This window comes from Nostoc sp., from assembly GCF_036917095.1.
GTDB lineage: Bacteria > Cyanobacteriota > Cyanobacteriia > Cyanobacteriales > Nostocaceae > Nostoc.
The window spans coordinates 184111-204995 of record NZ_JBALFH010000032.1 but is presented as its reverse complement, the minus strand read 5'-3'; the positions used below and the strand labels follow the sequence as shown (position 1 = coordinate 204995).

Sequence of the window (20885 nt, the reverse complement as noted above, 5' to 3'; positions counted from 1 at the left end):
TGGATGTTTGAATGGTTTCTCCGACACACTACCTTTGATTTTGACACTCTTCAAATGTACGGATCTTTTTCAGAAATCAAATACTAGTCCTATATAAATTTTATTAGTAACTGTGTACTTTAAATAAAGACAGTTTTATCCATAGAAGCACAAGTTTTCCAATATTTAGCTATTTCTTTCATCCTCACACGCAGTCTATTGTATTTTTCGATACCGCAAGCCAGATATTCCTCAACAAGTTACGATCGATTAAGAAGTAATAATTTTTTACGGCACCGCCAGGAGTCTCTTAATGTTCATTAATGAATTGTCACCTATATTCAAAGAATTTATCCAGCATCCAGTCTCATTTGTGGGCGGGTTATTCTCTGGTGTGCTTCGGCTCAATCTTGCAGAAGATCCTGTAAAAAGCTGGCTGGATCAACAGACCCGCTCCAATATTTACACCAGCACTACAACAGACGCACATAATGGCAAAGCCAGTGGGCCTCAACAGATTTCGATTGATTAAATTTTTGGGGTAATCGCAAATCCGGTTAATCATTGTGCTAAACCGAACCATCTCACCCTATTTGTAACTCTCCTTTTCCTTCTTTGCTAAGAGGGAAATGAACAAAAAGACGTGACAACTCTCCCGCTAACTGCTTGCAATTAGCGGGAGTATCTCAAATTCACAAAAGAAACTTGCTGCTTCACAGGTTGACCAATATCTAAGCCTCCACTTACTTAGTGAGTTGCTCCCCTATTAAGAGATACTAAAGTTAGGTACATAGGCAAAGAAATATGGAATCCCTAACCTCTCGTATGCAGGCGGTACAGTCGCCAATTATTCCTGTGGTTGGGGAACTGATTAAAAACTCTCCTGGAACAATCTCTCTAGGACAGGGTGTTGTTTATTACAACCCACCACCGGAAGCCATAGAATTTTTAGCTAAATTTTTAGGCGAACCAGCTAATAATTTATACAAATCAGTTGAAGGAATTCCCCCATTGCTGACAGCGCTTGCAGGAAAATTGCAAGCCTTCAACGGTATTGAAATCAATGAAGAAAATTGCATCGTCGTGACAGCAGGGAGCAATATGGGATTTATGAATGCCATTCTTGCAATAACTAACCCAGGCGATGAAATTATTTTAAATACGCCCTACTATTTCAACCACGAAATGGCGATCGCAATGGCTGGTTGTCGTGCGGTGTTAGTGGCAACGGATGAAAATTACCAACTGCGCCCAGATGCGATCGCGCAAGCAATTACACCCAAAACGCGGGCTGTGGTGACAATTTCACCAAATAATCCGACTGGAGTTGTCTATTCTGAAGCAGCATTGCATCAAGTAAATCAAATTTGTGGCGTTCAGCGAAGCTGTGCCGAAGGCGATCGCGGCATTTACCACATCAGTGATGAAGCCTATGAATACTTTACCTATAACGGAGTAAAACACGTTTCTCCTGCTGCATTTGGAAGTAGTAGCAAGTACACCATTTCTCTCTTTAGCCTTTCCAAAGCATACGGGTTTGCCAGTTGGCGCATTGGCTACATGGTGATTCCCAAACACTTGTTTGTCGCCATCAAAAAAGTCCAGGATACGATTTTGATTTGTCCGCCAGTAATTTCCCAATATGCGGCTTTAGGGGCATTGCAAGCAAAAGCGGAGTATTTGGAGAATAATATAGGTGCGTTGGCGCAGCCCGCTGTAGGCATCGCTCAAGTGCGGCAAGTAGTACTCGAATCCCTTAACCGCCTACAAGGTTTATGTAGCATTACACCCGCCAATGGCGCTTTCTATTTTTTCCTGAAAGTTAATACTCAGATGGATTCCTTTGAGTTAGTTAAAAGACTAATCCAGGAACATAAAGTAGCAGTCATTCCAGGTACAACCTTTGGCATGGATGACGGATGCTACCTACGCGTTGCCTATGGGGCGCTGCAAAAAGAGACGGCAAAAGAAGGTATAGAAAGATTAGTGCAGGGTTTGGAAACTATAGTTAGAAGTTAGAAGTCATTCAATTCCTGCTCCCTGCTCCCTGCCCCCTGCCTCCTTCAAGAAGGCGTTAGACTGTGTTGGCGTACCTACTTTGCAATTCCAAATATAAAATTGAACAGATGCCAATTATTAATAAGTTAATTGAAATTGAAACTAAACCAAAAATTAATATTTATAATATAACACCACAAATACAAGATTTTCTTACTTCAACATCAATTAAAAATGGACAAGTTTTAGTATTTTCTCGACACACAACAACAGCTTTAGCTATCAACGAAGATGAAGTTAGATTATTAGAAGATATAAAAGTGTTCTTACAAAAATTAGCACCTGAATCAGGCAGCTATTTGCATAATGACTTGCATTTAAGAGATGTCCCGGAAGATGAACCGATTAATGCTCACTCTCACTTAATGGCAATGATGCTGACAACTAGTGAGATAATTCCCATTGTGGATGGTAAATTAGCTTTGGGAACCTGGCAATCTGTGTTGTTTTTTGAGTTGGATGGGCCGCGCAAAAGAACGGTATTTTTCCAAATTTCTGGTGAATAATGCAACTTCACACCTGCAATCCTCCCAGAACAACCTAAATCTGAGAGAATTACCTACAGCAATTAAAACCCTAAAAAAATGTTTTCAAGCATAACCTTCCTTTCCACAAACCAGGATTTTCATTGTGTTAAAGGCAGACGCAATTAGTGATGAAAAATAACGATAATTTTGTATTACGTAATACTTGGTACTATGCTCTACCTAGTAATCAGATTAAGCCAGGTATGATGGTCAGCCGCATTTTCTTAGGAGAACCGGTGCTGTTAGTTCGCAGCCAGGATGGCAAAGTGTCTGCGATGACGGACATTTGCCCGCATCGCGGTGTGCCCTTGAGTTGCGGTAGATTCAATGGGCAAGAAGTGGAATGCTGTTACCACGGTTGGCGCTTTGATCCGGCTGGACGCTGCACTGCGATTCCATCTCTTGTGGAAGAACAACAGATGGATTTGAGCCGCTTCAATGTGCAATCCTATGAAATCCGAGAAGCCCAAGGGAATATCTGGATATATATGCCCGATCCCGATAACCCGCAACCTGCTTCTGAGATGGAGATTCCGGTAATTCCAGGGTTTGGGGAGCGGCGATCGCACCAGTTCGTAGAGGTGGTAAAATTCCCTTGTTTTATCGATCATGCAGTAGTAGGTCTGATGGACCCGGCTCATTCACCTTATGTTCATCGCGCTTGGTGGTGGCGAAGCGAGCAACTGCACGAAGAAGTGAAGCAATTCGATGCTTCGCCCTACGGCTTCACGATGCGACGACACCGATTACCAGCGAATGGGGGTCGATTATACTGGCTGATTGGCGGTGGTGTGCCGGAAACGGAAATTTCTTTTCGTTTACCTGGAGTCAGAATCGAAGAAACCACCATTGGCAACCATCGAGTCGTTAATTTGACGGCAGTTACACCAATTTCAGACACAGAAACTGAGGTAACTTTTGCTCTTTACTGGACGCTTCCTTGGGTAGGATTTTTCAAGCCACTGTTACATGTGCTGGCGCGGACTTTCATTGGTCAAGACCGAACTGTTGTAGAAAAGCAGCAGATTGGTTTGAAATATAATCCCGTACTACGGCTGATTAAAGACTCAGATATGCAGGCGCAGTGGTATTACCAGTTAAAGCGGGAGTATGCTAAGTCTGTCGCTGAAGGACGAGAATTTGTGAACCCAGTCAAGGGTCAGATACTCCGCTGGCGTGCTTAAATTACTCCAAAGTAAATTCTGCAAATTCTCTTTGTCCAAACTGCATATTTCGGTCTATTGCTGAGAAGACTTTATTATTGGTGCGTTGGCGCAGCCCGCCGTAGGCATCGCTATTTAAACTGCGACCAACTAACTGCGCGACATCTGCACGATTGATGCTACCAATAATGTGCGGATCTTCAGTCAAAACACCATTACCCGTTGCTGCTTCTGACTTTAGTCCACCAGGACGGATGATTGTATAGGTGAGTCCACTGGCAATTAAGTGTTGTTCGGCTTTGTCTTTCTCAGCTAAAACTTTTCCCAGTACCGCTAAAACTTGGGGTGACGCAGCAACAACACTATTGCCAGCACCAATGGAAGACACAAGAATAAACTTTTGCACCCCAGCTTTAACTGCTGCGTCAATCAGATTTTTATTACCAGGGTAATCCGGTCTTTCTACTTCTGATGGTAAACCGCCAATTGTACTGATAACCGTGTCAATAGGTTCACCTGTCAGCATTGCGCGTTCTACATCCTCAACATTCAAGGCATCTCCCAGAACTACCTCAATACCGATTCTTTCTAGTTCAGTTGCAACTGCTGTTGTTCTCAGGAGTGCTTTGACTTTTAGCTGTTGCGCTGTAAGATATTGGGCAATTTCTCGACCAACACCGCGACTTGCTCCAGCCAGAAAAATATAAGATGCACTTGTCATAATAAATTTAACTACTTACGCTCAAAGGATTTTATCAGAGGATTGGTAGTATTTAATAATTGCTCAAGCGACTGAGATGCTTCTGGTTGATGGCGAACATAAGTATCAATAAACAGACCAATAATTTCACTCATCAGCAAACGCAAGTTTTCTTGGGATTGAGTAGCTTTTAAGTCGAGAGAGGGTCTAACTGTAGTGGAGTCTGGCTCATCAACTATCGAAAAGTGATTTGCTCCCTCTAAAATTACCAGATAGCTGTCATTTCGTCCCCCAGCAATTGCTTCTTGGAATGTACGTGTAACTGGGATAGTAGCATCCTCAGGATTTACACCATAGAGTTCGCTACTGTGAAGCATGAATCCATCACGGGTTCCTCCCATCAGTAGCAGTGGTAGGGAATCTGGTAAAGACAAGATAGTTTCTGGTTCATACCCTAAAAATAAAAGTCCTCTGCTACTTGCGCCATAAGCAAAAGATGCAGCAATTCCAGGGAAAAACCGAGGATCGGCATTTGCGATCGATACTAAACCACCCGCAGAGTGTCCGCCGAGAACGATCCTTTGTAAATCCAGCATTCCTGCTAAAACTCCTTGATTTTGTAACTGTTGGAGTTTAGCTAGGAGTGCTGGCAAAGCCGAAGCTGTGGGAGCAGTACGATAAATTGTGGGTTTCATCTTTTCAAAATCAACCCCAGGTGTGAGGCTAATTACGCCTGATAGATTTTCCGCAATCCAATTAAAGAGAACCACTACCAATCCACGTTCAGCCAATTTAACCGCTAACCATTGGTATTGTTGAGCATCACAGTTATAGCCATTGAAGAAAATCACTACTGGAAAAGGTGCCTTTTCTGGATTAGCTGGCTCAATTCCCATACTTTCTTCTAGCTGACTCTCTGGTATCTGGGCTGGATAGAGAATTTTCAGGTGAATGGTATCGTAAGGTGGCTGGACACCCTCAACTTTAGCAGCTTCAAAAAAAGCACGAACTGTCATCTGGTTCTCCCTCATATAACTTTTAGAAAATTTTCCTATTCGCCCAGGTAGAACTGCTCCTAGCAATCCCAATCTAGCGATATAGAATAATGTAGTAATTTTAATTACATAAAATTTAGTAGGTAATTAAATTTAACCCAATTGTAGGAAGTATTTTAGTAAGCAATTATGCCAATCTAGCAAATAACTATTCTTTGGATAGACTTATGGCTAAGAAATCTCAAACTAATCTAGAAAAATACCAAGATGTCAGATTATCTGCCACCACAAGAATTTGGGTAATTACAGTCGCCATTCTGGGAGTTTGCGTCCCGCTGTCAGCAGTTACTAGAAGTGGTGCTATTCTTCCTTTAGTTGCAATTGGTGGCGCATCTGTGGGTACAGTTGCTGTTTGGCGTTCTGATGAGCAAAAATCAAAAACTAACTATTTACAACAGCAGCAAATAGAACTGTTAGAGCGGAGATTAGCGAATCTAGAAACAATTGTTAGCAGTGATGACTTGAACTTGCAAATGAAAATTAAACAGATTGAGGCAAGGGATACTTTTGGCGACTCCTCTGATGTAAGTACTATATCCAGACAACCAAAACGCAAAGGTTAAAATCAGCCAATCTTCAGCATTTATGCCGATTTCACATGATATCCCCTAGAATCATCGCTACTAGGTGATTTTTGTGTAGGTATTTGTTGACTTAACGTTACGGCAGCCTTTGAAATCGCTCTCAAATTAAACTTTCCTTTGCGGCTATAACTGTTTCTAGGGAAACAGTATCTCGTTCTCCATCTCCGTTAGAATTGACTGACATCATTTAATTCTATATACTTCAACTGCATCAGTTTATGAAATGTCTAGTGCAATAATCTCTATCTTTCCCAGAAACATCTGCTAATTGCTGTGTTTTATTAGACTACTAAGATTACTAAATTTTTAATTAACTAAGGTTATAAACTTGAGTAATTGCATTGGTATAGCTTACCGTAGGTATGCAATAGTTTTCCGCAGGAATGCAGATGGATTGGATTAGCTTACTTAAAGCTCAACAAGCTGATTTCCTTCAACGTGTGAAAAAACCTAAAACTTACGACTTATCTTTGCTGGAAAGTCAAGTCAAAGGTTGTCACACTGAAGTTATGGCTTTTTGGGGCGAGCCATTGGCTAGACTCCAAGAACTTTCTCGCCAACAAGCAGAAGTTCTGGCCAAAAATCCGCCGCCGACGCCGCCTGAATATCCTGAGCCTCCTGACTGGACAATACCTTTTCCCAAATACTTCCAACAACAAGCCCAAGATTATCTTTTGCGGGAGCATATTGTTGACGCGGCGATAGTTGAACGTTTGGGGAAATTGGTAAAAAAGGTATCGCAAGATACCGTGCAAAACATGGTTTTAGATGATGAGGGAAATTTGTCTGGCGAAAGCAAATTTTCTTATGTACTAAAAGATAATCCTCAGCTAAGTGTTCAAGTTTATGTTGCTGATGGAGAAAGTTTTAATGGTATTAAGAAAGATAAAATTAGGTGGACGGTTACTCAAGAAGATTTAAGAAAGCACCAAGTATTAATTTTTCTGTGTTTGTTTTATCCATCTACAGGTAAGCTAGGATACGACGAAAAGCAGAGCATATTTACAGGCTTTTTACCTGCAAATCAAATTGAACTTACCGAACCAAAACTCTACATTACTCCGAGTAACTTGTTGTATGCGGGGGGATTGAGTTGGTATTTAGAATCACTTGTTGGCAAAAAAGACGCGCCGCCATTAATTAATGAGAAAGCGATCGCAGATACAATACAGACTCTACCATCAGAGCATTGTCTCAAGGATATAGTCGGTGACTGGGAATGCTGGCAAACTTTGAAAGGGCACAACAGAGGCATTAATTGCCTAGCTTTCAGTTCCGGGTGTAATAATGGTAAAGCCTTACCCATATTGGCAAGTGGTAGTCGGGGAGAGACGAAACTCTGGGATTTAAGCAAGGGTGAATTAATAGAGACATTATCAGAGTATCCTTGGGTGATATCTGGGCTGGTGGATGAAGTGAATTCCCTAGCTTTTAGTTCAGATGGACAAACTTTAGTAAGTTGCGGTGCAGATTCCACAATTAAGCTTTGGCATGTAGGCGCTTTAGATTTGATAGATATTTTGCACAAACATAATGGGGTAGTGCGGTGTGCTGCTTTCACCCCAGATGGCAGAATGTTAGCGACAGGTGGAGATGATAGGAAAATTCTGTTTTGGGATTTGATGCAACGTCAGGTTGCGATCGCACTCTCTTTAGATGATACAGCTGCTCATTCCCTGGTTTTGAGTCGAGACGGGGAAACTCTAGTTACAGGTACCTATCGCAAAATCAAAGTCTGGCGCACCTTACCCCAGACGGGGATAAAAAGTTTAAAGGACGCACAACCGCTGCATACCCTCATGGGTCATTCTCACATCGTTGGTTCCTTGGCGATTAGTGCAGATGGTAAAATGCTGGTGAGTGGTAGCTGGGATCAAACGATTAAAGTTTGGCAATTGGAGAGTGGGGAATTACTTCATACTCTTAAAGGACATAGAGATAGAGTATATGCGATCGCTTTAAGTCCCGATGGACAAATTATCGCTAGCGGTAGCGCAGATAAAACCATTAAGTTGTGGCATTTCCAAACCGGGGAATTGCTGGGTACGTTTACAGGTCATACTCATATAGTCACAGCATTAGCTTTCACAGCTTCCGGCGAGATGTTGGTTAGCGGGAGTTTGGATAAGACAATTAAAATTTGGCAACGAAGTTAATAATAATTCGTAATTCGTAATTATCCAGTCTTTAAACTCTGTATACGAGTCTTTAATACTCATGCGAGAGTCTTTAATACTCATGCGAGAGTCTTTAATACTTGCCGGAGAGTCTTTGATACTTGCCGGAGAGTCTTTGATACTCGCCGGAGAGTCTTTGATACTCGCCAGAGAGTCTTTAATACTCGCCGGAGAGTCTTTAATACTCGCCAGAGAGTCTTTGATACTCGCCAGAGAGTCTTTAATACTCGCCAGAGAGTCTTTGATACTCGCCAGAGAGTCTTTGATACTCGCCAGAGAGTCTTTAATACTCGTGAACAACAAAATTTAAAAACTCTCTGCGCCTCTGTACCTCTGTGTGAAACTTAAAACTCTGCTAACAGCGTTTCCAAGCAGCGAGTTAAATTATATACAATAGTTTATCAGTTGCCTACACTCACTGATACCGAATTAAAACTGACAGTTAAACAAGTTTTTAGCTGGTTGACTATGAGTTAAGTAATATAGCGGTTCTCAGTTGAGTCCAATATAGACCTAACCCCCAACCCCTTCCCTATAAGGGAAGGGGAGTTAGATTCAAAGCCTCTCTCCTTTTAGGAGAGAGGTTTGGAGAGAGGTCAAAGTCTATTGCATATAAACGAAAAGCGCTATACAGGTGCATTTTTACTAAATTGATGCTGTTGGAGAATAGTCTATGGCGATGACGAAACTCTGGAAGTTTTTGCGAAACATTCAGGATTTGAACTGGGGACAAGGTGTAGAGGTAACAAAGACTGGAGCCGAAGCTGCGAAAGCCGTGCTTGATTTGGCAAAAGCAATTAAAGAGCAAAAACCCAATGTTCAAAACTTCAAACCTTATGTAGAACAGATTTCGTCGCTATTAGATGTATTTAATTCTCCTCTGGGTCAAATTACCAAAGAAGTGATTCCCTTTGCACCCATCGCCATTACTATACTAAAGTTCATTATTGATGCAACCAACAAAGAGCCAAGTTTAGAAAGCTGTGTGCTACTAGTTAGTCAGGCTGCTTACATAGATAGCTTTCAGGATATTCTCAAACAAGATTCCGAATTACTCAATAAAATTGATCGAGACCTTCCAGCTTCTCATGCTTTAGCTTTGCAAATTCAGAAATTAGGTGAGCAAGAATTTGATGCGCGGGAAGTGAAAAAAGCCATCCTCTATTTTCATGAATCTCAACTAGCAGAATCATTTAATCAGATTTTACAGCAACGCTTGCAAGAAGCCGGATTAACGGAGACAGAAGCAAAAACCTTAACTGAACGGGTAGCGCGTCACACCGATGAATATATGCAAGACGCATTGGTAGAAGTCGGAGAGAAAGCGGACAAACTTTGGAAATGGTATAGCGCCGGAGGAAAAGAAAAGCTAGAGAAAAATCTGAATATTGAAGATTATTTGGAACAGGTAATTAAACCAAAGCCAGAAGAAAAGATTTTTGATGAAACCCATATTACTTTTCGGGATTTGTATGTACCTTTGCAAGTCAAAGAACTAGATGGCAAAGACAATGCAAGTCTGGAACTGGAAGCGTGGGTTAAGGCAATACTGAATGACCCAGACCCGAAACACAAACAAGTTTTGTTTATTCAAGGCGAAGCCGGACGGGGGAAAAGTGTTTTTTGTCGGATGTTTGCCGATTGGGTACAGCGCGAATTGCATCCCAGCTTTACCCCAATTCTGATTCGGTTGCGGGATTTGCGCGTACTAAAAGATAACTTAACTGATACTTTAGAAAACTATTTACAACACCTTGATTTTGTCACCAGTGATTCAGGCTGGCTGACCGATAAAAATACTCGCTTTTTATTTTTACTGGATGGGTTTGACGAGTTGTTGCTGGAAGGGCGAGCAAGTGGCGGCTTGAAGGAATTTTTAGAACAGGTGGAACAGTTTCAAAAAGATCGCCTTTGCCATCATCAATTTTTAGTTACCGGTCGTCCCCTAGCGCTACAAGGAAACGAACGCTTCCTTTCACAAACCAAAAGCTTGAAGCGCGTCGAACTTCAGCCGATGGATGATTCAATTCAACAAAAATGGCTTGAAAAATGGTCAGTTGCAGATCAAATTAACAAGAGTGAATTTGAAGAATTTTTGCAGGTTTGCCCTCATGAAGTCAAAGATAACCTAGCACGAGAACCTTTACTGCTCTATTTACTCGCGCGGATGCACCGAGACAACCGCCTCAACGTCCAAATGTTTGCAGGCGCAGACGCTATTAAGGCAAAAATCCGCATCTATGACGAATCGGTGAAGTGGGTGCTAGAAAAACAGCGTGACAGTGAAAATCAGAATGATAACTCCCGCTTGACTGGATTGGAGAGTGAAGATTTGCGGCAGTTTCTCACGGAAGCCGCTTTGTGTGTCGTGCAGTCTGGGAATGAATCAGCGAGAGTGACGATGTTAGAAGCACGGCTCAAAGATAGCGACAACCCAGCTGCAAAGTTAATTCAGGATGCCAGACAGGAAAATGACTCCCAAAAAAATCAACAAGATAAGCTACTCAATAATTTGTTGACGGCATTTTATATCAAACCAGCTTCAGGTAATAAAGGCGGCTCAGTTGAGTTTGTCCACAAGAGTTTTAGCGAATTTTTATTCGCGGAACGGTTACTAAAAAGCTTTATCGATTGGACAACCAAGGTAAGCAAGCGTGACTTTATTACCACGGAGGTAATGGATAAGCAGATTTACGATTTATTAGGTTATGGAAATTTAACGCTTGAAATTGTCGAATATTTGATGGGTTGGTTGGTTGAGAATTCGGAATTTCCAAACGTGGAACGCTTGTGTCAACTCTTTCAAAGATTAGTGCAATTCTACTTCCGTTGGTGCGATGGGGAATTTATTGATGCAGAAGATGCAAACCTGCCTCTGATAAAGAAAAAACAATTGCGGGAGCAATTACCAGAGCGAGAAATTGAGTTGGGATTGCGTCAGGTGGATGTGTATACAGGGCTGAATGTGATGATTTTGCTTCTAGAGTTGCATCGCTATGCCCAAAGAAAAGACAACCTCAAAGACAAAATTACCTTTCACCCCTGCGGTAAACCTAATACCGATCAATTTGACTCAGAACGCTTGCTCCGTATTATCGGCTATAGTCACTGCTTGGTATTTTACAACAACTTCAGATTATTTCTGCGGAATGCTGACCTCAGGGGTATTGACCTCAGCGATGTCTGCCTCGAAGATGCTGACCTCAGGAATGTTGATCTCAGTGATGCCGATCTCAGGGATGCCTATCTCGGCGGTACCGACCTCAGCGATGCCAACCTCAGAAATGCTGATCTCAGCGATGCCAATCTCGGCAGTGCCAATCTAAACGGTGCCAATCTCAACAGTGCCAATCTAAACGGTGCCAATCTCAACAGTGCCAATCTAAACGGTGCCAATCTAAACGGTGCCAACCTCAGCGATGCCAATCTCAACGGTGCCAATCTCAACGGTGCCAATCTCAGCGATGCCAATCTCAGCGATGCCAATCTCAGAGGTGCTGATCTCAATCATGCCAATCTCAGCAATGCCAATCTCAGCGATGCCAACCTCAAAGCAGTTGTATGGAACAGTAACACAAAATGGCTCAATGCTGAAGGGCTGCATGAAGCAGTAGGTGTATCTCCAGAGTTAGCCCAAGACAAAGCTTTTGCGGCTGCCGTTTCCTTGAGTCAGGGCATCAGTTGCGTGAGAAAAGGCAGAATTCAAGAAGCACAGGAAGCTTTCAAGCAAACCCTAATATTTGATGACAGTTTGAGAAACTCTGCTGAATTTTGGAATAGCATCTGCTGGGTTGGCTGTTTACACGGTTATGCTAAAAATGTTCTTCCTATTTGTGAAAAAGTTGTTATTCTAGACCCTGATAATAAAGGCTATCAAAACAATCGGGGGCTTGCTAGAGTTTTGACTGGCGACTTGTTAGGGGCATTAGATGACTTTCAAGCTGTTGTAGATAGTGGCGCACTTGATTACTCAGGCTATGTGAAGCAGCGACAGCTACGCTGGATAGAAGCACTAAAGTCAGGAAATAATCCCCTCACGCCAATGGAATTGGAGGAACTGCGGATGTTTGAGGACTAAGCTAATTCATAATTAGCGAGTAGGGTGGCAAGGCAAAAATATTTGTCACTTAACGATCGCACTCTCTGCCAAAATCTTTGTAACTTAGCAATCAACTAAAATCAAACTAAAGCTATTGTCGAAACGGTAGAAAAGGCTATGACGGTAACTACCTATAAATGGACAATTGAACGCTATCACCGAGCAATAGAAGCAGGGATTTTTGATGACCAACCCATTGAACTATTGCGCGGCGACCTCATAGTTATGCCCCCAGAACGAGAACCCCATGCCTACTACAATACCGAAGCAGCTGATTATCTCCGCACACTGCTAGGTGAACTGGCAAAAATCCGCGATGCTAAACCCATCACCTTACCTAACGACTCAGAACCCGTCCCCGATGTTGCTATTGTCAAACCTTTAGGCGAGGTCTACCTAGAACATCACCCTTACCCTGAAGATATTTTCTGGATTATTGAATTTTCTAATTCCACCTTGAGCAAAGATTTGGGTGATAAAAAAGATATCTATGCAGAAGCAGGCATTGCTGAATATTGGGTTGTCAATCTCAAAAATTCTCAGTTGCAAGTATTTCGAGACTTAAAAAATGGACAATACACAACAGAACTGACATTAACTACAGGTACTATTGTCCCCCTAGCCTTTGGTGATGTATCAGTCCAAGTTAATCGCCTCGTGGGTTTCCCAAAAATATAATTTATCGCACCTGTCAGAAACGAAAGATGCGAGGCGTAGCAAGCTTTAAGAGTAAGCGATCGCACGCCGATAATAAAACTATCCCCTCTATGGTACTTGCTTATAGCGATCGCAGCCTTTACCTTTGGTTACGTGCTAACTAATGAAGTTTTGCGATCGCAATCTTGTTAAGTTACTATCCGAGCTTCAGGCAACAGGTATCTGGCTGATTTTCAACGTGTAGGCTGGTGATTTTTTCCCTATACACATATCCGGTAACGTGACAAATAAATTCTGTCCGTACTGTTGCCACTCAAGTTTATCTTTTGCCCCTAGCATTGTAATTTTTGCATTTTTCGGCAGAATTAGCCCTGGGATTGTCAGCGTCTTACTCATAGGAGTATCAAGCAAGACAGCATACAAATTACCTTTATTTGTGGTGTAACGCACTCGGATGCCTTGAGTGGATACATCTTCTGAGCGTATCCAATAGCGCGAACCAAAGATAGCTTCACCATTTACATCTAGCCACTTGCCTAAGCCGAGCAATCGTTCACTTTGCAGTTTGGAGATTGAACCATCGGCATTTGGGCCAATGTTGAGCAGTAAGTTGCCGTTTTTACTAACAATGTCAACGAATGAGTCAACCAGTTCATCTACTGAAATCATGTTCAAGTCGGTATCATTCTGGTTGTAACCGAACGAGTAACCTAAACCCCTTGTGCTTTCCCATTTCTTTGGTTCGATTTGTTTGAGTTGACTGTATTCAGGTGTGGAGAAGTCGAAGTGTAAACCGAATTGCCCATTTAAATCAAAGCGGTCATTAACGACACCGTTAGATACGTGATTATAAAAGTAAGCCATAATCTCGTTCGTCTGACCAACAGGGTAGCCAAGGTCATTCCATAAGATGGACGGCTGATAGCGGTCAATGAGTTCGCGCCAGTGAGCGTTAGCATATTCAGCGTAAGTTTTTTCTTGGATAATGGCTGCGATCAATGTGTTAAAGTCTGTCACCGTTGTATCTTGTTTAGACCAATCAATACCGCCGGAGTAGTACAGACCCATACGCATACCTTGTTTACGAACGGCTTGTGTCAGTTCGCCCACAAGATCCCGCGCCGCCACTCGTCCTGACTGGTTTGTAGTTTTGCTAGGCCATAACAGGAAGCCATCATGATGTTTGGTCGTCAGCACAACGTACCGCGCACCTACTTGAGAAAACAGTTTTGCCCATTCCGATGGATTCCACTTTGTGATGGCTGCGTTGAAGGTGGGGATGAAATCGTCATAGGTGAAATTTTCACCGTAAGTCGCACGGTGATAGTTATAGGTGTCGCTGCCCTTAAGTTTCATGGAGTTGTAGTACCATTCAGCATAAGGATTGTGCTGAAACCAATATTCCCAACCGCGTTCTGCAACTACCTTATTCAGTTCACCAGTCAGTGGTGCCCAACCAGGTACGGAGTAAACGCCCCAGTGAATGAAAATGCCGAGTTTAGCATCTTTGAACCACTCTGGAACTTCATGTTTTGATAGGGACTCAGTTGTTGGTTCATATATCTGTCGTGCAAAGGCAGTAGAGGCTGTCAGATACAAAAAGCTACTTAGAACGATCGCAATAATTAATCCACGTATTGATTGCCGAAACATCAGAATGCTCCTGACTGGGGCATATATCATCTTACAACTGCATCTTGTCAGTAGCGTATTAAGCGTTTAAAAGTATCATCACCAGAAAGAATGCATTACAAAGCATACTTAGTACACGTCACTGCAAAAATCGGAAATGAGCAATACACAACTGAACTGACATTAACCACAGGTACTATTGTCCCCTTAGCCTCTGGTGATGTATCAGTCCAAGTTAATCGGCTCGTTGGTTTCGCAAAAAAATAATTTCTAGCACCTGTCAGAAACGAAGGATGCGAGGCGTAGCTTACTTTAAGAGTAGGCGATCGCACGCCCATAATAAAACTATCCTCTCCATACTATTTACTTATGGCGATCGCAATTCAACCCCAACTAACTTTAGATCAGTTCCTCAAACTGCCAGAAACTGAACCAGCATCAGACTTTATCAACGGAAAAATCATTCAAAAAGCAATGCCCCAAGGTGAACATAGCTTGCTCCAAACTACTCTTTGCGAAACAATTAACGGCATAGCTAGAAGTCAAAAAATTGCTTTGGCTTTCCCAGAACTACGCTGTACCTTTGGCGGTGCTTCTATCGTCCCCGATGTATCTGTGTTTCGCTGGGATAGAATTCCTAAAACTTCATCTGGCAGAATTGCTAACCGCTTTGATATTCATCCCGACTGGGTAATTGAAATTCTTTCCCCAGAGCAAAGGTTAAAAAAAGTGTTGAGTAAATTATTCCATTGTTCGCGCAATGGTACTGAATTAGGCTGGTTAATCAACCCTGAAGACGAAAGTGTGCTAGGGATTTTTCCTGGACAGCGAGTGGAATTATACGAAGGTGCCGATAAATTACCCATCCTTGAGGGTATCGAATTGGAACTGACTGTAGAACAAGTTTTTGGCTGGTTGAGTTTGACGTAAATAAAGCAAAGGTATTTACCAAAGAAAGTTGGAAAGGATTGTATCTGTAGGTTTATTGTATAAACTGGGCGATACAGCGCTTCGTGTGTACCACAAAAAATTGTATGCCGTACTTTTATGGAAAATCAACTAGGATTAGTTCTGAAACTGCTTTTACTCTCAGCTTTTTTATCGGTATTGATTAAGTATGCAGCGCCAAGTCTATTAATTCCGGCCACAGCAACTAACGCGCTGATTATAATATTTTTGCCGATCGCGATTATGGCGATCGCGCTACTGTGGCGATTCCAAGCACAGAAACAAAATTAACTCAAACCATCCACCCACAAGTGACTAAAATCGGCTAACCTAGCTGAATTACAAGAAAATTGCATCTCGCCAACCGTTGGGAGTCAGCCTGTGAACCTCGGTCAATGGATCGGCTTAATCGCCATACTTATTTCTTTATACACCTTGTGGCAAATTCGGGAAGTGCTTTTGCTCATGTTTGCCGCAGTTGTCTTAGCCACCACCTTAAATCGGCTAGCGAAACGCTTCCAACGCTTTGGTATGAAGCGTGGATTCGCCGTCCTCCTCGCAGTAGCTATCTTTTTTGCAGGTATCGCGGGTTTTTTCTGGCTAATTGTGCCGCCATTTGCACAGCAGTTTCAAGAACTAACCAATCAGGTTCCTAAAGGGTTTGAGCGCTTTAATAGTTGGCTTGATGCCCTGAGAACTCATATTCCTAACCAGTTGGTTCCCTACATCCCAGATATCAACAGCCTCATCCAACAAATACAGCCCTTCGCCAATCGGCTATTAGGAAACTCCTTCGCCTTTGTATCTGGCTCTTTGGAAGCTGTCCTCAAGATTTTGCTAGTGTTGGTTTTAACAGGAATGATGTTAGCCGATCCCGTGGCTTACCGCAAAGTATTTGTGCGGCTTTTCCCCTCATTTTATCGGCGGCGGGTAGATGGGATTTTAGATAAATGTGAAGTCTCTTTGGAGGGATGGATTACAGGCGCTTTCATTGCTATCTGTGTAGTGGGGGTGATGAGTCTGATTGGCTTATCAATTTTGCATGTAAAGGCAGCACTAGCTTTAGCGGTTTTAGCGGGATTTTTTAACTTGATTCCCAATCTGGGACCAACGATGAGTGTAATCCCAGCAATGGCGATCGCCTTCTTGGATGAACCTTGGAAAGCGATCGCTGTCTTGATTCTCTACTTTATCATTCAACAGGTTGAAAGTAATTTCATCACACCCGTTGTGATGGCGCATCAAGTGTCATTGCTACCCGCTATAACCTTAATTGCCCAACTATTTTTCGTTACTTTCTTTGGCTTTTTAGGATTATTTCTAGCGCTACCCCTAACTGTTGTCGCGAAGATTTGGTTGCAAGAAGTGCTGATTAAAGATGTTTTGGATAAATGGGGAAATAATCATCCACAAGAGACTGAGTTTGTGATGGTTTCTGAATCTCCTGGAGTAGATGATAATTGGACAGCAAAAAATCCCGATATTAATCAGGAGCGACCAATTGATGATAGCTTGCCAAAAGATAATTAGTCATACGATTTTTGGCGTTGCAGAACAGTCAGATGAATGAGGGTAAGCTCTTGAGGCTCTTGAGCAGGGGTGAATTATGGCAGTTCTCATTTGGGTGCAATACAGCGATCGCCTCACCCCATATTTGGTTAGACAAACACTCTCCCCTTAGCAAGGGGTTGGGTGTGAGGTTTAAAAATGTACTTCATGCAAATGAGAACTGCTTTAACCCTTGAAGTTTGTCCAGCCTACAAGAAGAATTGGATGTTTTTTTATTTGGAAGTCCCTTAATCTAAGGTTGATCCGAGAGAATCGGTTCTGCTGCAATATCATCTAAGTGGATGCTGCTTAACAAATTCCGCCACTCTACTTGCAGTGCCGCATCTTTAGGATTTTTCTGACGCAGTTGAGCCAGTGTCGTCAGTGCGTCGTACCATATCCCGTTTTGGGCATAGATAGTATAGCGCTTTAGAAGTTCTGTCGTTTGCAGCTCTTTGACTGTGGCTGGATTCAGTTCAACTCGTTTAATCACGCCTTCTACGTAAGTCCAAGGAGAATAGTTTTGTTTATCACAATTAATGGTGAAAAACCAGCGATATTGTTTGTCTAATGCCAAGGGAGGAACAGTGGTAGGCAGAGAAATGCGGATGATTCCTGGTTTATCTGGTAGAGCGATCGCTTTTTGGAAAATCTCCTTAGAGTCCTTAGAGTCTGGATCTTCTTTCAGCACAAATTCAACTTCATAGGGCAAATCTTTGGTATATGGCACATAGAAAAACCAACTTGGGCGTTCTACCGTTGTCTGTCCCCAGACATTGGTCACTGAGTTAGCTTCCTCAGTAAAGTGTACTAAAGCAGTCAGGTCAGGTTTCTTTAGTGGACATCCAGGCCCGCGCTTCGCTCCACCACGAATCCGACCTCCAGGAGGGGGGCCAGGTGGAAGTGAGGGTTGATTAAAGGTTGTAGCTTGAGCAAGGGCCGTTTTAGCATCAGAGCGTAGGCGTAGCCCGCCGTAGGCATCGCTAGGTGAAGAACCAGGAGTTGGTTTCGCCAGTACTGGAGTCAGGCTCACTAGTAAACTGGTGCAGCTATAAGCTACTACTAAAAACAGTTTTATCGGTTCTGAATTTGACTTCATAAAACCCTACCTAAAGTATGTAACCCTTGTAGATCGATCTGCTGGGTATTAAAACATTTAATCAAAAAAATCTTTCCCCATTCCCTAGTAAACTCCAAAAATTAAATTATCCAAATTCTTCTGTCCAATACAACTATCAGATTCTTCTCCCCTGCCTCCCCTGCTCCCCCTGCCCCCTGCCCCCCTGCCCCCTGCTCCTTGCCTCCCTCTATTCTCCACTTCCTACCCAAACTTTTGTTTTTGAATTATAAATCGACATCAAGCCAAGTGTGGCTATCAAAGACAAAGCCGACGGTATAAACGGCACCCAAGCGCCCGAAATTAACAGACCAAAGCAAACTATATACAGAATACTAGAGGTAATACTGACTGCCAATGCCAACCAAGGCAACGAAAGCTTTCGCCAAGCCAGAACTCCGCCTACCAAAGACCAGCCCCAAATCCAGACTATCTCAATCCATAGCGACCAAACCCGCAGCAACGGTCGCCCATCCTGGACAGCACTGAGAATCTGGCTGATCATATGGGCTTGTACTAACACTCCTGGCATTTGCTCATCTAAAGGAACGCCATAAGGTGTAGCCCAAGTGTCTGGAGAATCCCCTTTTGCCACCACACCAATCAAAACAATCTTGTCTTTAATCGCACTGGGGTTAATCGGACTAGATAAAAATTTGGTTAGCTTCACCTGTTGGGCTATATCTTTTGAGGAACGGTAGTTGAGCAAGATTTGACCGCCATTAGCATCAATTTTTTGATAGCCGCCAGTCCGAGGTTTCAGATTGGGAAAAATAGTTTTACCCAGCTGCAAATTACCTTGAGGAGTGAACTTTGGTTGAATTCCTGAAGAGCGCAGATAGAGAGAGGCTAGTTGTACGCTGAAAGCATAGGAAGCAGGACACAACGATGTCGCCTCTGGGTTCATGAACAGGAGATGCCGACGGATAACTCCATCGCGATCGTTAATAAAGTCACTGAATCCCAGATTTGTTTTGGGAATTTCTGGTGGCGGCTCATTTCCTGGGATATCTACTGTGCCATCACTTCCCTTACATACACCAATCAAGTTCTGAGTTTTTTGCAGACGAGTAACTAAATCTGGTTGTGTGGCTTTAAAATCACGGTAGATATCCAAGCCGATGGCGCGGGGTTGGTATTGATTCAGTTTTGCCAGTAGTTTGTTGAGAGATATTTCGGAAATGGAAGCTCCAATTAAGGACTCGTTATTTTTTCTTTGAGTTGCCAAATCCTCATCATCAATTGTGATTACCAGCAGTCGGGAATCAATTCCCTCCGCAGGGCGCGATCGCATCATCTCATCAAAGGCTGGAATTTCTATATTTTCCAAATATCCCAGCGATCTCACCCCACAAACTAAGACTGTAATTGCCAAACTAGAAAACAAAGTTGTCAGAAATTTGCGTCTGCTGGACAAAGCTAAATTTGGTATATCTTTAGTTTTTGTAGACCTTAATTGATCCCAAGTCGGTGGTATCTCTGCTGGATTTTGGCAAATCACTGGTAGCCAAGTCGCACAGGGAAATCGATCCTCAAGTCCTTGCAAGCGTTCCCGCGCTTGGCGTACTGCTTGATATAAAGACTTGCCCCCGGCAAAGGCTTCGAGAAAATACTTTAAGAACTCCTTGGCAACCTGATCTGGTACAGGTTCGCGCATGACGATCATCTGAGGGATTTGCAAATCAGCCAATTCTCGCGCCAATCCCAATCCATCACAGGAGTTGAATATAGCTAATTGCAAGCCGTTTTCAATGGCTTTCCTTAGAGCATACTTTAACTCGCCAATGGTGAGACTATCAGTTTTATTCAGGTAAATTCGTCCGCTTTCTCCATTTTTGTTACTAGAACTGTGCCCGGCAAAGAAGAAAATATCCCAGTTTTTTCCCCAAAGATGGTCAGTCAATTCCTTGCGTTGTGGTTCCACCAGAAAGGTGATCTCTGCATTACTACAATTTTGGAGTAAAGCTCGATCGGCCTGGGTGTCAATGCCCTGGCTATTGCCCACAATCGCTAAAATATTGACTAATGGATTTTTGGTGCGTGGGTTGTGAATGCGATCGTAGGATGGTGAAGAAAGGGCAATTTCAGCCTTGGGGTAGCGTTCTAAGAAATCCCACAGATGCCAGGGTAATAACTGCAATTGGCTATTTTCTGTTTGCAGAATCACCCGCACTTCTTCAGTGGACGACAATCTTTCTAACCATTTTTCCCTCAAAGGGCGAAACTCCTCTGCTCGCAGCCACGCATTAAAGCGGGCACGCAAAATATGGGAAGTGTTTTCGCAGTCTTGAATCATCGATACATTCGTCACCTGCATTTGGTCAGCATGGAGACGATAACGATTGCCTATCAGCCGATAGCTAGACTGCCAATGACTATAATAGAGTGGCATTTCGGGGAATGCAGGTAGCCTACCGGTAATTTCTGTTGCAGCACGCTCGTGTTCTTCACCAATTTGGAGAGTAACAGCAAACCCCTGCTCAAAACTACCCTCTCCGAATTTCAGAACTACTAACTTACCCATGACCGTCGCTATCTCCACTGTGCAAAATCATGCCCTGTTGTAATGTCTGAGACAAGTTCCACAAGCGTCTACAGACTTCTTTCAAAATCCCCAAAAGCCGACTTGAATTTTTAACTT

General features: G+C 42.8%; 17 protein-coding genes. 12 read left to right on the top strand and 5 right to left on the bottom strand.

The window, feature by feature from the left end; genetic code table 11:
- Positions 1-292 precede the first annotated feature (292 nt).
- The 4 genes from V7L01_RS16800 to V7L01_RS16785 all read left to right on the top strand — a co-directional run bounded on the left by V7L01_RS16800 (position 293) and on the right by V7L01_RS16785 (position 3748).
- On the top strand, positions 293-511 hold the full coding sequence (locus tag V7L01_RS16800) for a hypothetical protein (protein WP_335036598.1): 219 nt from the start codon (positions 293-295) through the stop codon (positions 509-511).
- Between the two features lie 272 nt (positions 512-783).
- Positions 784-1998, top strand: a complete 1215-nt coding sequence (locus tag V7L01_RS16795; RefSeq protein WP_335036596.1) for a pyridoxal phosphate-dependent aminotransferase — start codon at positions 784-786, stop codon at positions 1996-1998.
- A gap of 107 nt (positions 1999-2105) precedes the next feature.
- Positions 2106-2543, top strand: a complete 438-nt coding sequence (locus tag V7L01_RS16790) for a secondary thiamine-phosphate synthase enzyme YjbQ (RefSeq protein ID WP_335036594.1) — start codon at positions 2106-2108, stop codon at positions 2541-2543.
- 149 nt (positions 2544-2692) lie between these two features.
- Entirely contained in the window at positions 2693-3748 is a 1056-nt protein-coding gene (locus tag V7L01_RS16785) for an aromatic ring-hydroxylating dioxygenase subunit alpha (RefSeq protein ID WP_335036592.1), read from the top strand.
- Position 3749: 1 nt separating this feature from the next.
- Here the strand turns inward: V7L01_RS16785 and V7L01_RS16780 are convergent, their stop codons facing one another.
- Positions 3750-4448, bottom strand: a complete 699-nt coding sequence (locus V7L01_RS16780; RefSeq protein ID WP_335036590.1) for an SDR family oxidoreductase — start codon at positions 4446-4448, stop codon at positions 3750-3752.
- Between the two features lie 11 nt (positions 4449-4459).
- The gene (locus V7L01_RS16775) at positions 4460-5443 is read right to left on the bottom strand and encodes an alpha/beta hydrolase family protein (protein WP_335036588.1); all 984 of its coding nucleotides are present in this window, start codon (positions 5441-5443) and stop codon (positions 4460-4462) included.
- Positions 5444-5649: 206 nt separating this feature from the next.
- Here V7L01_RS16775 and V7L01_RS16770 point away from each other — a divergent pair, with 206 nt between their 5' ends.
- From V7L01_RS16770 to V7L01_RS16755, 4 genes are all read left to right on the top strand, one after another.
- Complete coding sequence (locus V7L01_RS16770; protein ID WP_335036586.1) at positions 5650-6045, top strand: hypothetical protein; 396 nt, start codon at positions 5650-5652, stop codon at positions 6043-6045.
- A 410-nt stretch (positions 6046-6455) separates the two neighbouring features.
- The gene (locus V7L01_RS16765) at positions 6456-8222 is read left to right on the top strand and encodes a WD40 repeat domain-containing protein (protein ID WP_335036584.1); all 1767 of its coding nucleotides are present in this window, start codon (positions 6456-6458) and stop codon (positions 8220-8222) included.
- Positions 8223-8916: 694 nt separating this feature from the next.
- Positions 8917-12321 (top strand): pentapeptide repeat-containing protein, encoded by a 3405-nt coding sequence (locus tag V7L01_RS16760; RefSeq protein ID WP_335036582.1) that lies wholly within the window; start codon positions 8917-8919, stop codon positions 12319-12321.
- A gap of 138 nt (positions 12322-12459) precedes the next feature.
- Entirely contained in the window at positions 12460-13020 is a 561-nt protein-coding gene (locus V7L01_RS16755) for a Uma2 family endonuclease (RefSeq protein ID WP_335036580.1), read from the top strand.
- 186 nt (positions 13021-13206) lie between these two features.
- Here the strand turns inward: V7L01_RS16755 and V7L01_RS16750 are convergent, their stop codons facing one another.
- Positions 13207-14652 (bottom strand): alpha-L-fucosidase, encoded by a 1446-nt coding sequence (locus V7L01_RS16750; protein WP_335036578.1) that lies wholly within the window; start codon positions 14650-14652, stop codon positions 13207-13209.
- A gap of 90 nt (positions 14653-14742) precedes the next feature.
- Between V7L01_RS16750 and V7L01_RS16745 the strand changes: the two genes are divergently transcribed.
- The 4 genes from V7L01_RS16745 to V7L01_RS16730 all read left to right on the top strand — a co-directional run bounded on the left by V7L01_RS16745 (position 14743) and on the right by V7L01_RS16730 (position 17109).
- Positions 14743-14898, top strand: a complete 156-nt coding sequence (locus tag V7L01_RS16745) for a hypothetical protein (protein WP_335036576.1) — start codon at positions 14743-14745, stop codon at positions 14896-14898.
- Between the two features lie 102 nt (positions 14899-15000).
- Positions 15001-15561 (top strand): Uma2 family endonuclease, encoded by a 561-nt coding sequence (locus V7L01_RS16740; RefSeq protein WP_335036574.1) that lies wholly within the window; start codon positions 15001-15003, stop codon positions 15559-15561.
- Between the two features lie 117 nt (positions 15562-15678).
- A complete protein-coding gene (locus V7L01_RS16735; RefSeq protein WP_335036572.1) occupies positions 15679-15870 on the top strand; it encodes a hypothetical protein in 192 nt (63 codons plus the stop codon).
- Positions 15871-15960: 90 nt separating this feature from the next.
- A complete protein-coding gene (locus V7L01_RS16730; protein WP_335036571.1) occupies positions 15961-17109 on the top strand; it encodes an AI-2E family transporter in 1149 nt (382 codons plus the stop codon).
- 271 nt (positions 17110-17380) lie between these two features.
- Here V7L01_RS16730 and V7L01_RS16725 read toward each other — a convergent pair whose 3' ends face one another.
- Together V7L01_RS16725 and V7L01_RS16720 are read right to left on the bottom strand one after the other, a co-directional pair.
- Positions 17381-18226 carry a DUF928 domain-containing protein gene (locus V7L01_RS16725; RefSeq protein ID WP_335036569.1) on the bottom strand — a complete coding sequence of 282 codons (846 nt, stop codon included), beginning with the start codon at positions 18224-18226 and terminating at the stop codon, positions 17381-17383.
- Positions 18227-18434: 208 nt separating this feature from the next.
- Complete coding sequence (locus V7L01_RS16720; protein WP_335036567.1) at positions 18435-20768, bottom strand: CHASE2 domain-containing protein; 2334 nt, start codon at positions 20766-20768, stop codon at positions 18435-18437.
- Between the last annotated feature and the right edge of the window lie 117 nt (positions 20769-20885).

Coding starts and splice junctions, on each gene's coding strand:
- V7L01_RS16800 (WP_335036598.1), top strand. CDS start 293: ATGTTCATTAATGAATTGTCACCTATATTCAAAGAATTTATCCAGCAT.
- V7L01_RS16795 (WP_335036596.1), top strand. CDS start 784: ATGGAATCCCTAACCTCTCGTATGCAGGCGGTACAGTCGCCAATTATT.
- V7L01_RS16790 (WP_335036594.1), top strand. CDS start 2,106: ATGCCAATTATTAATAAGTTAATTGAAATTGAAACTAAACCAAAAATT.
- V7L01_RS16785 (WP_335036592.1), top strand. CDS start 2,693: ATGAAAAATAACGATAATTTTGTATTACGTAATACTTGGTACTATGCT.
- V7L01_RS16780 (WP_335036590.1), bottom strand. CDS start 4,448: ATGACAAGTGCATCTTATATTTTTCTGGCTGGAGCAAGTCGCGGTGTT.
- V7L01_RS16775 (WP_335036588.1), bottom strand. CDS start 5,443: ATGACAGTTCGTGCTTTTTTTGAAGCTGCTAAAGTTGAGGGTGTCCAG.
- V7L01_RS16770 (WP_335036586.1), top strand. CDS start 5,650: ATGGCTAAGAAATCTCAAACTAATCTAGAAAAATACCAAGATGTCAGA.
- V7L01_RS16765 (WP_335036584.1), top strand. CDS start 6,456: ATGGATTGGATTAGCTTACTTAAAGCTCAACAAGCTGATTTCCTTCAA.
- V7L01_RS16760 (WP_335036582.1), top strand. CDS start 8,917: ATGGCGATGACGAAACTCTGGAAGTTTTTGCGAAACATTCAGGATTTG.
- V7L01_RS16755 (WP_335036580.1), top strand. CDS start 12,460: ATGACGGTAACTACCTATAAATGGACAATTGAACGCTATCACCGAGCA.
- V7L01_RS16750 (WP_335036578.1), bottom strand. CDS start 14,652: ATGTTTCGGCAATCAATACGTGGATTAATTATTGCGATCGTTCTAAGT.
- V7L01_RS16745 (WP_335036576.1), top strand. CDS start 14,743: ATGCATTACAAAGCATACTTAGTACACGTCACTGCAAAAATCGGAAAT.
- V7L01_RS16740 (WP_335036574.1), top strand. CDS start 15,001: ATGGCGATCGCAATTCAACCCCAACTAACTTTAGATCAGTTCCTCAAA.
- V7L01_RS16735 (WP_335036572.1), top strand. CDS start 15,679: ATGGAAAATCAACTAGGATTAGTTCTGAAACTGCTTTTACTCTCAGCT.
- V7L01_RS16725 (WP_335036569.1), bottom strand. CDS start 18,226: ATGAAGTCAAATTCAGAACCGATAAAACTGTTTTTAGTAGTAGCTTAT.
- V7L01_RS16720 (WP_335036567.1), bottom strand. CDS start 20,768: ATGGGTAAGTTAGTAGTTCTGAAATTCGGAGAGGGTAGTTTTGAGCAG.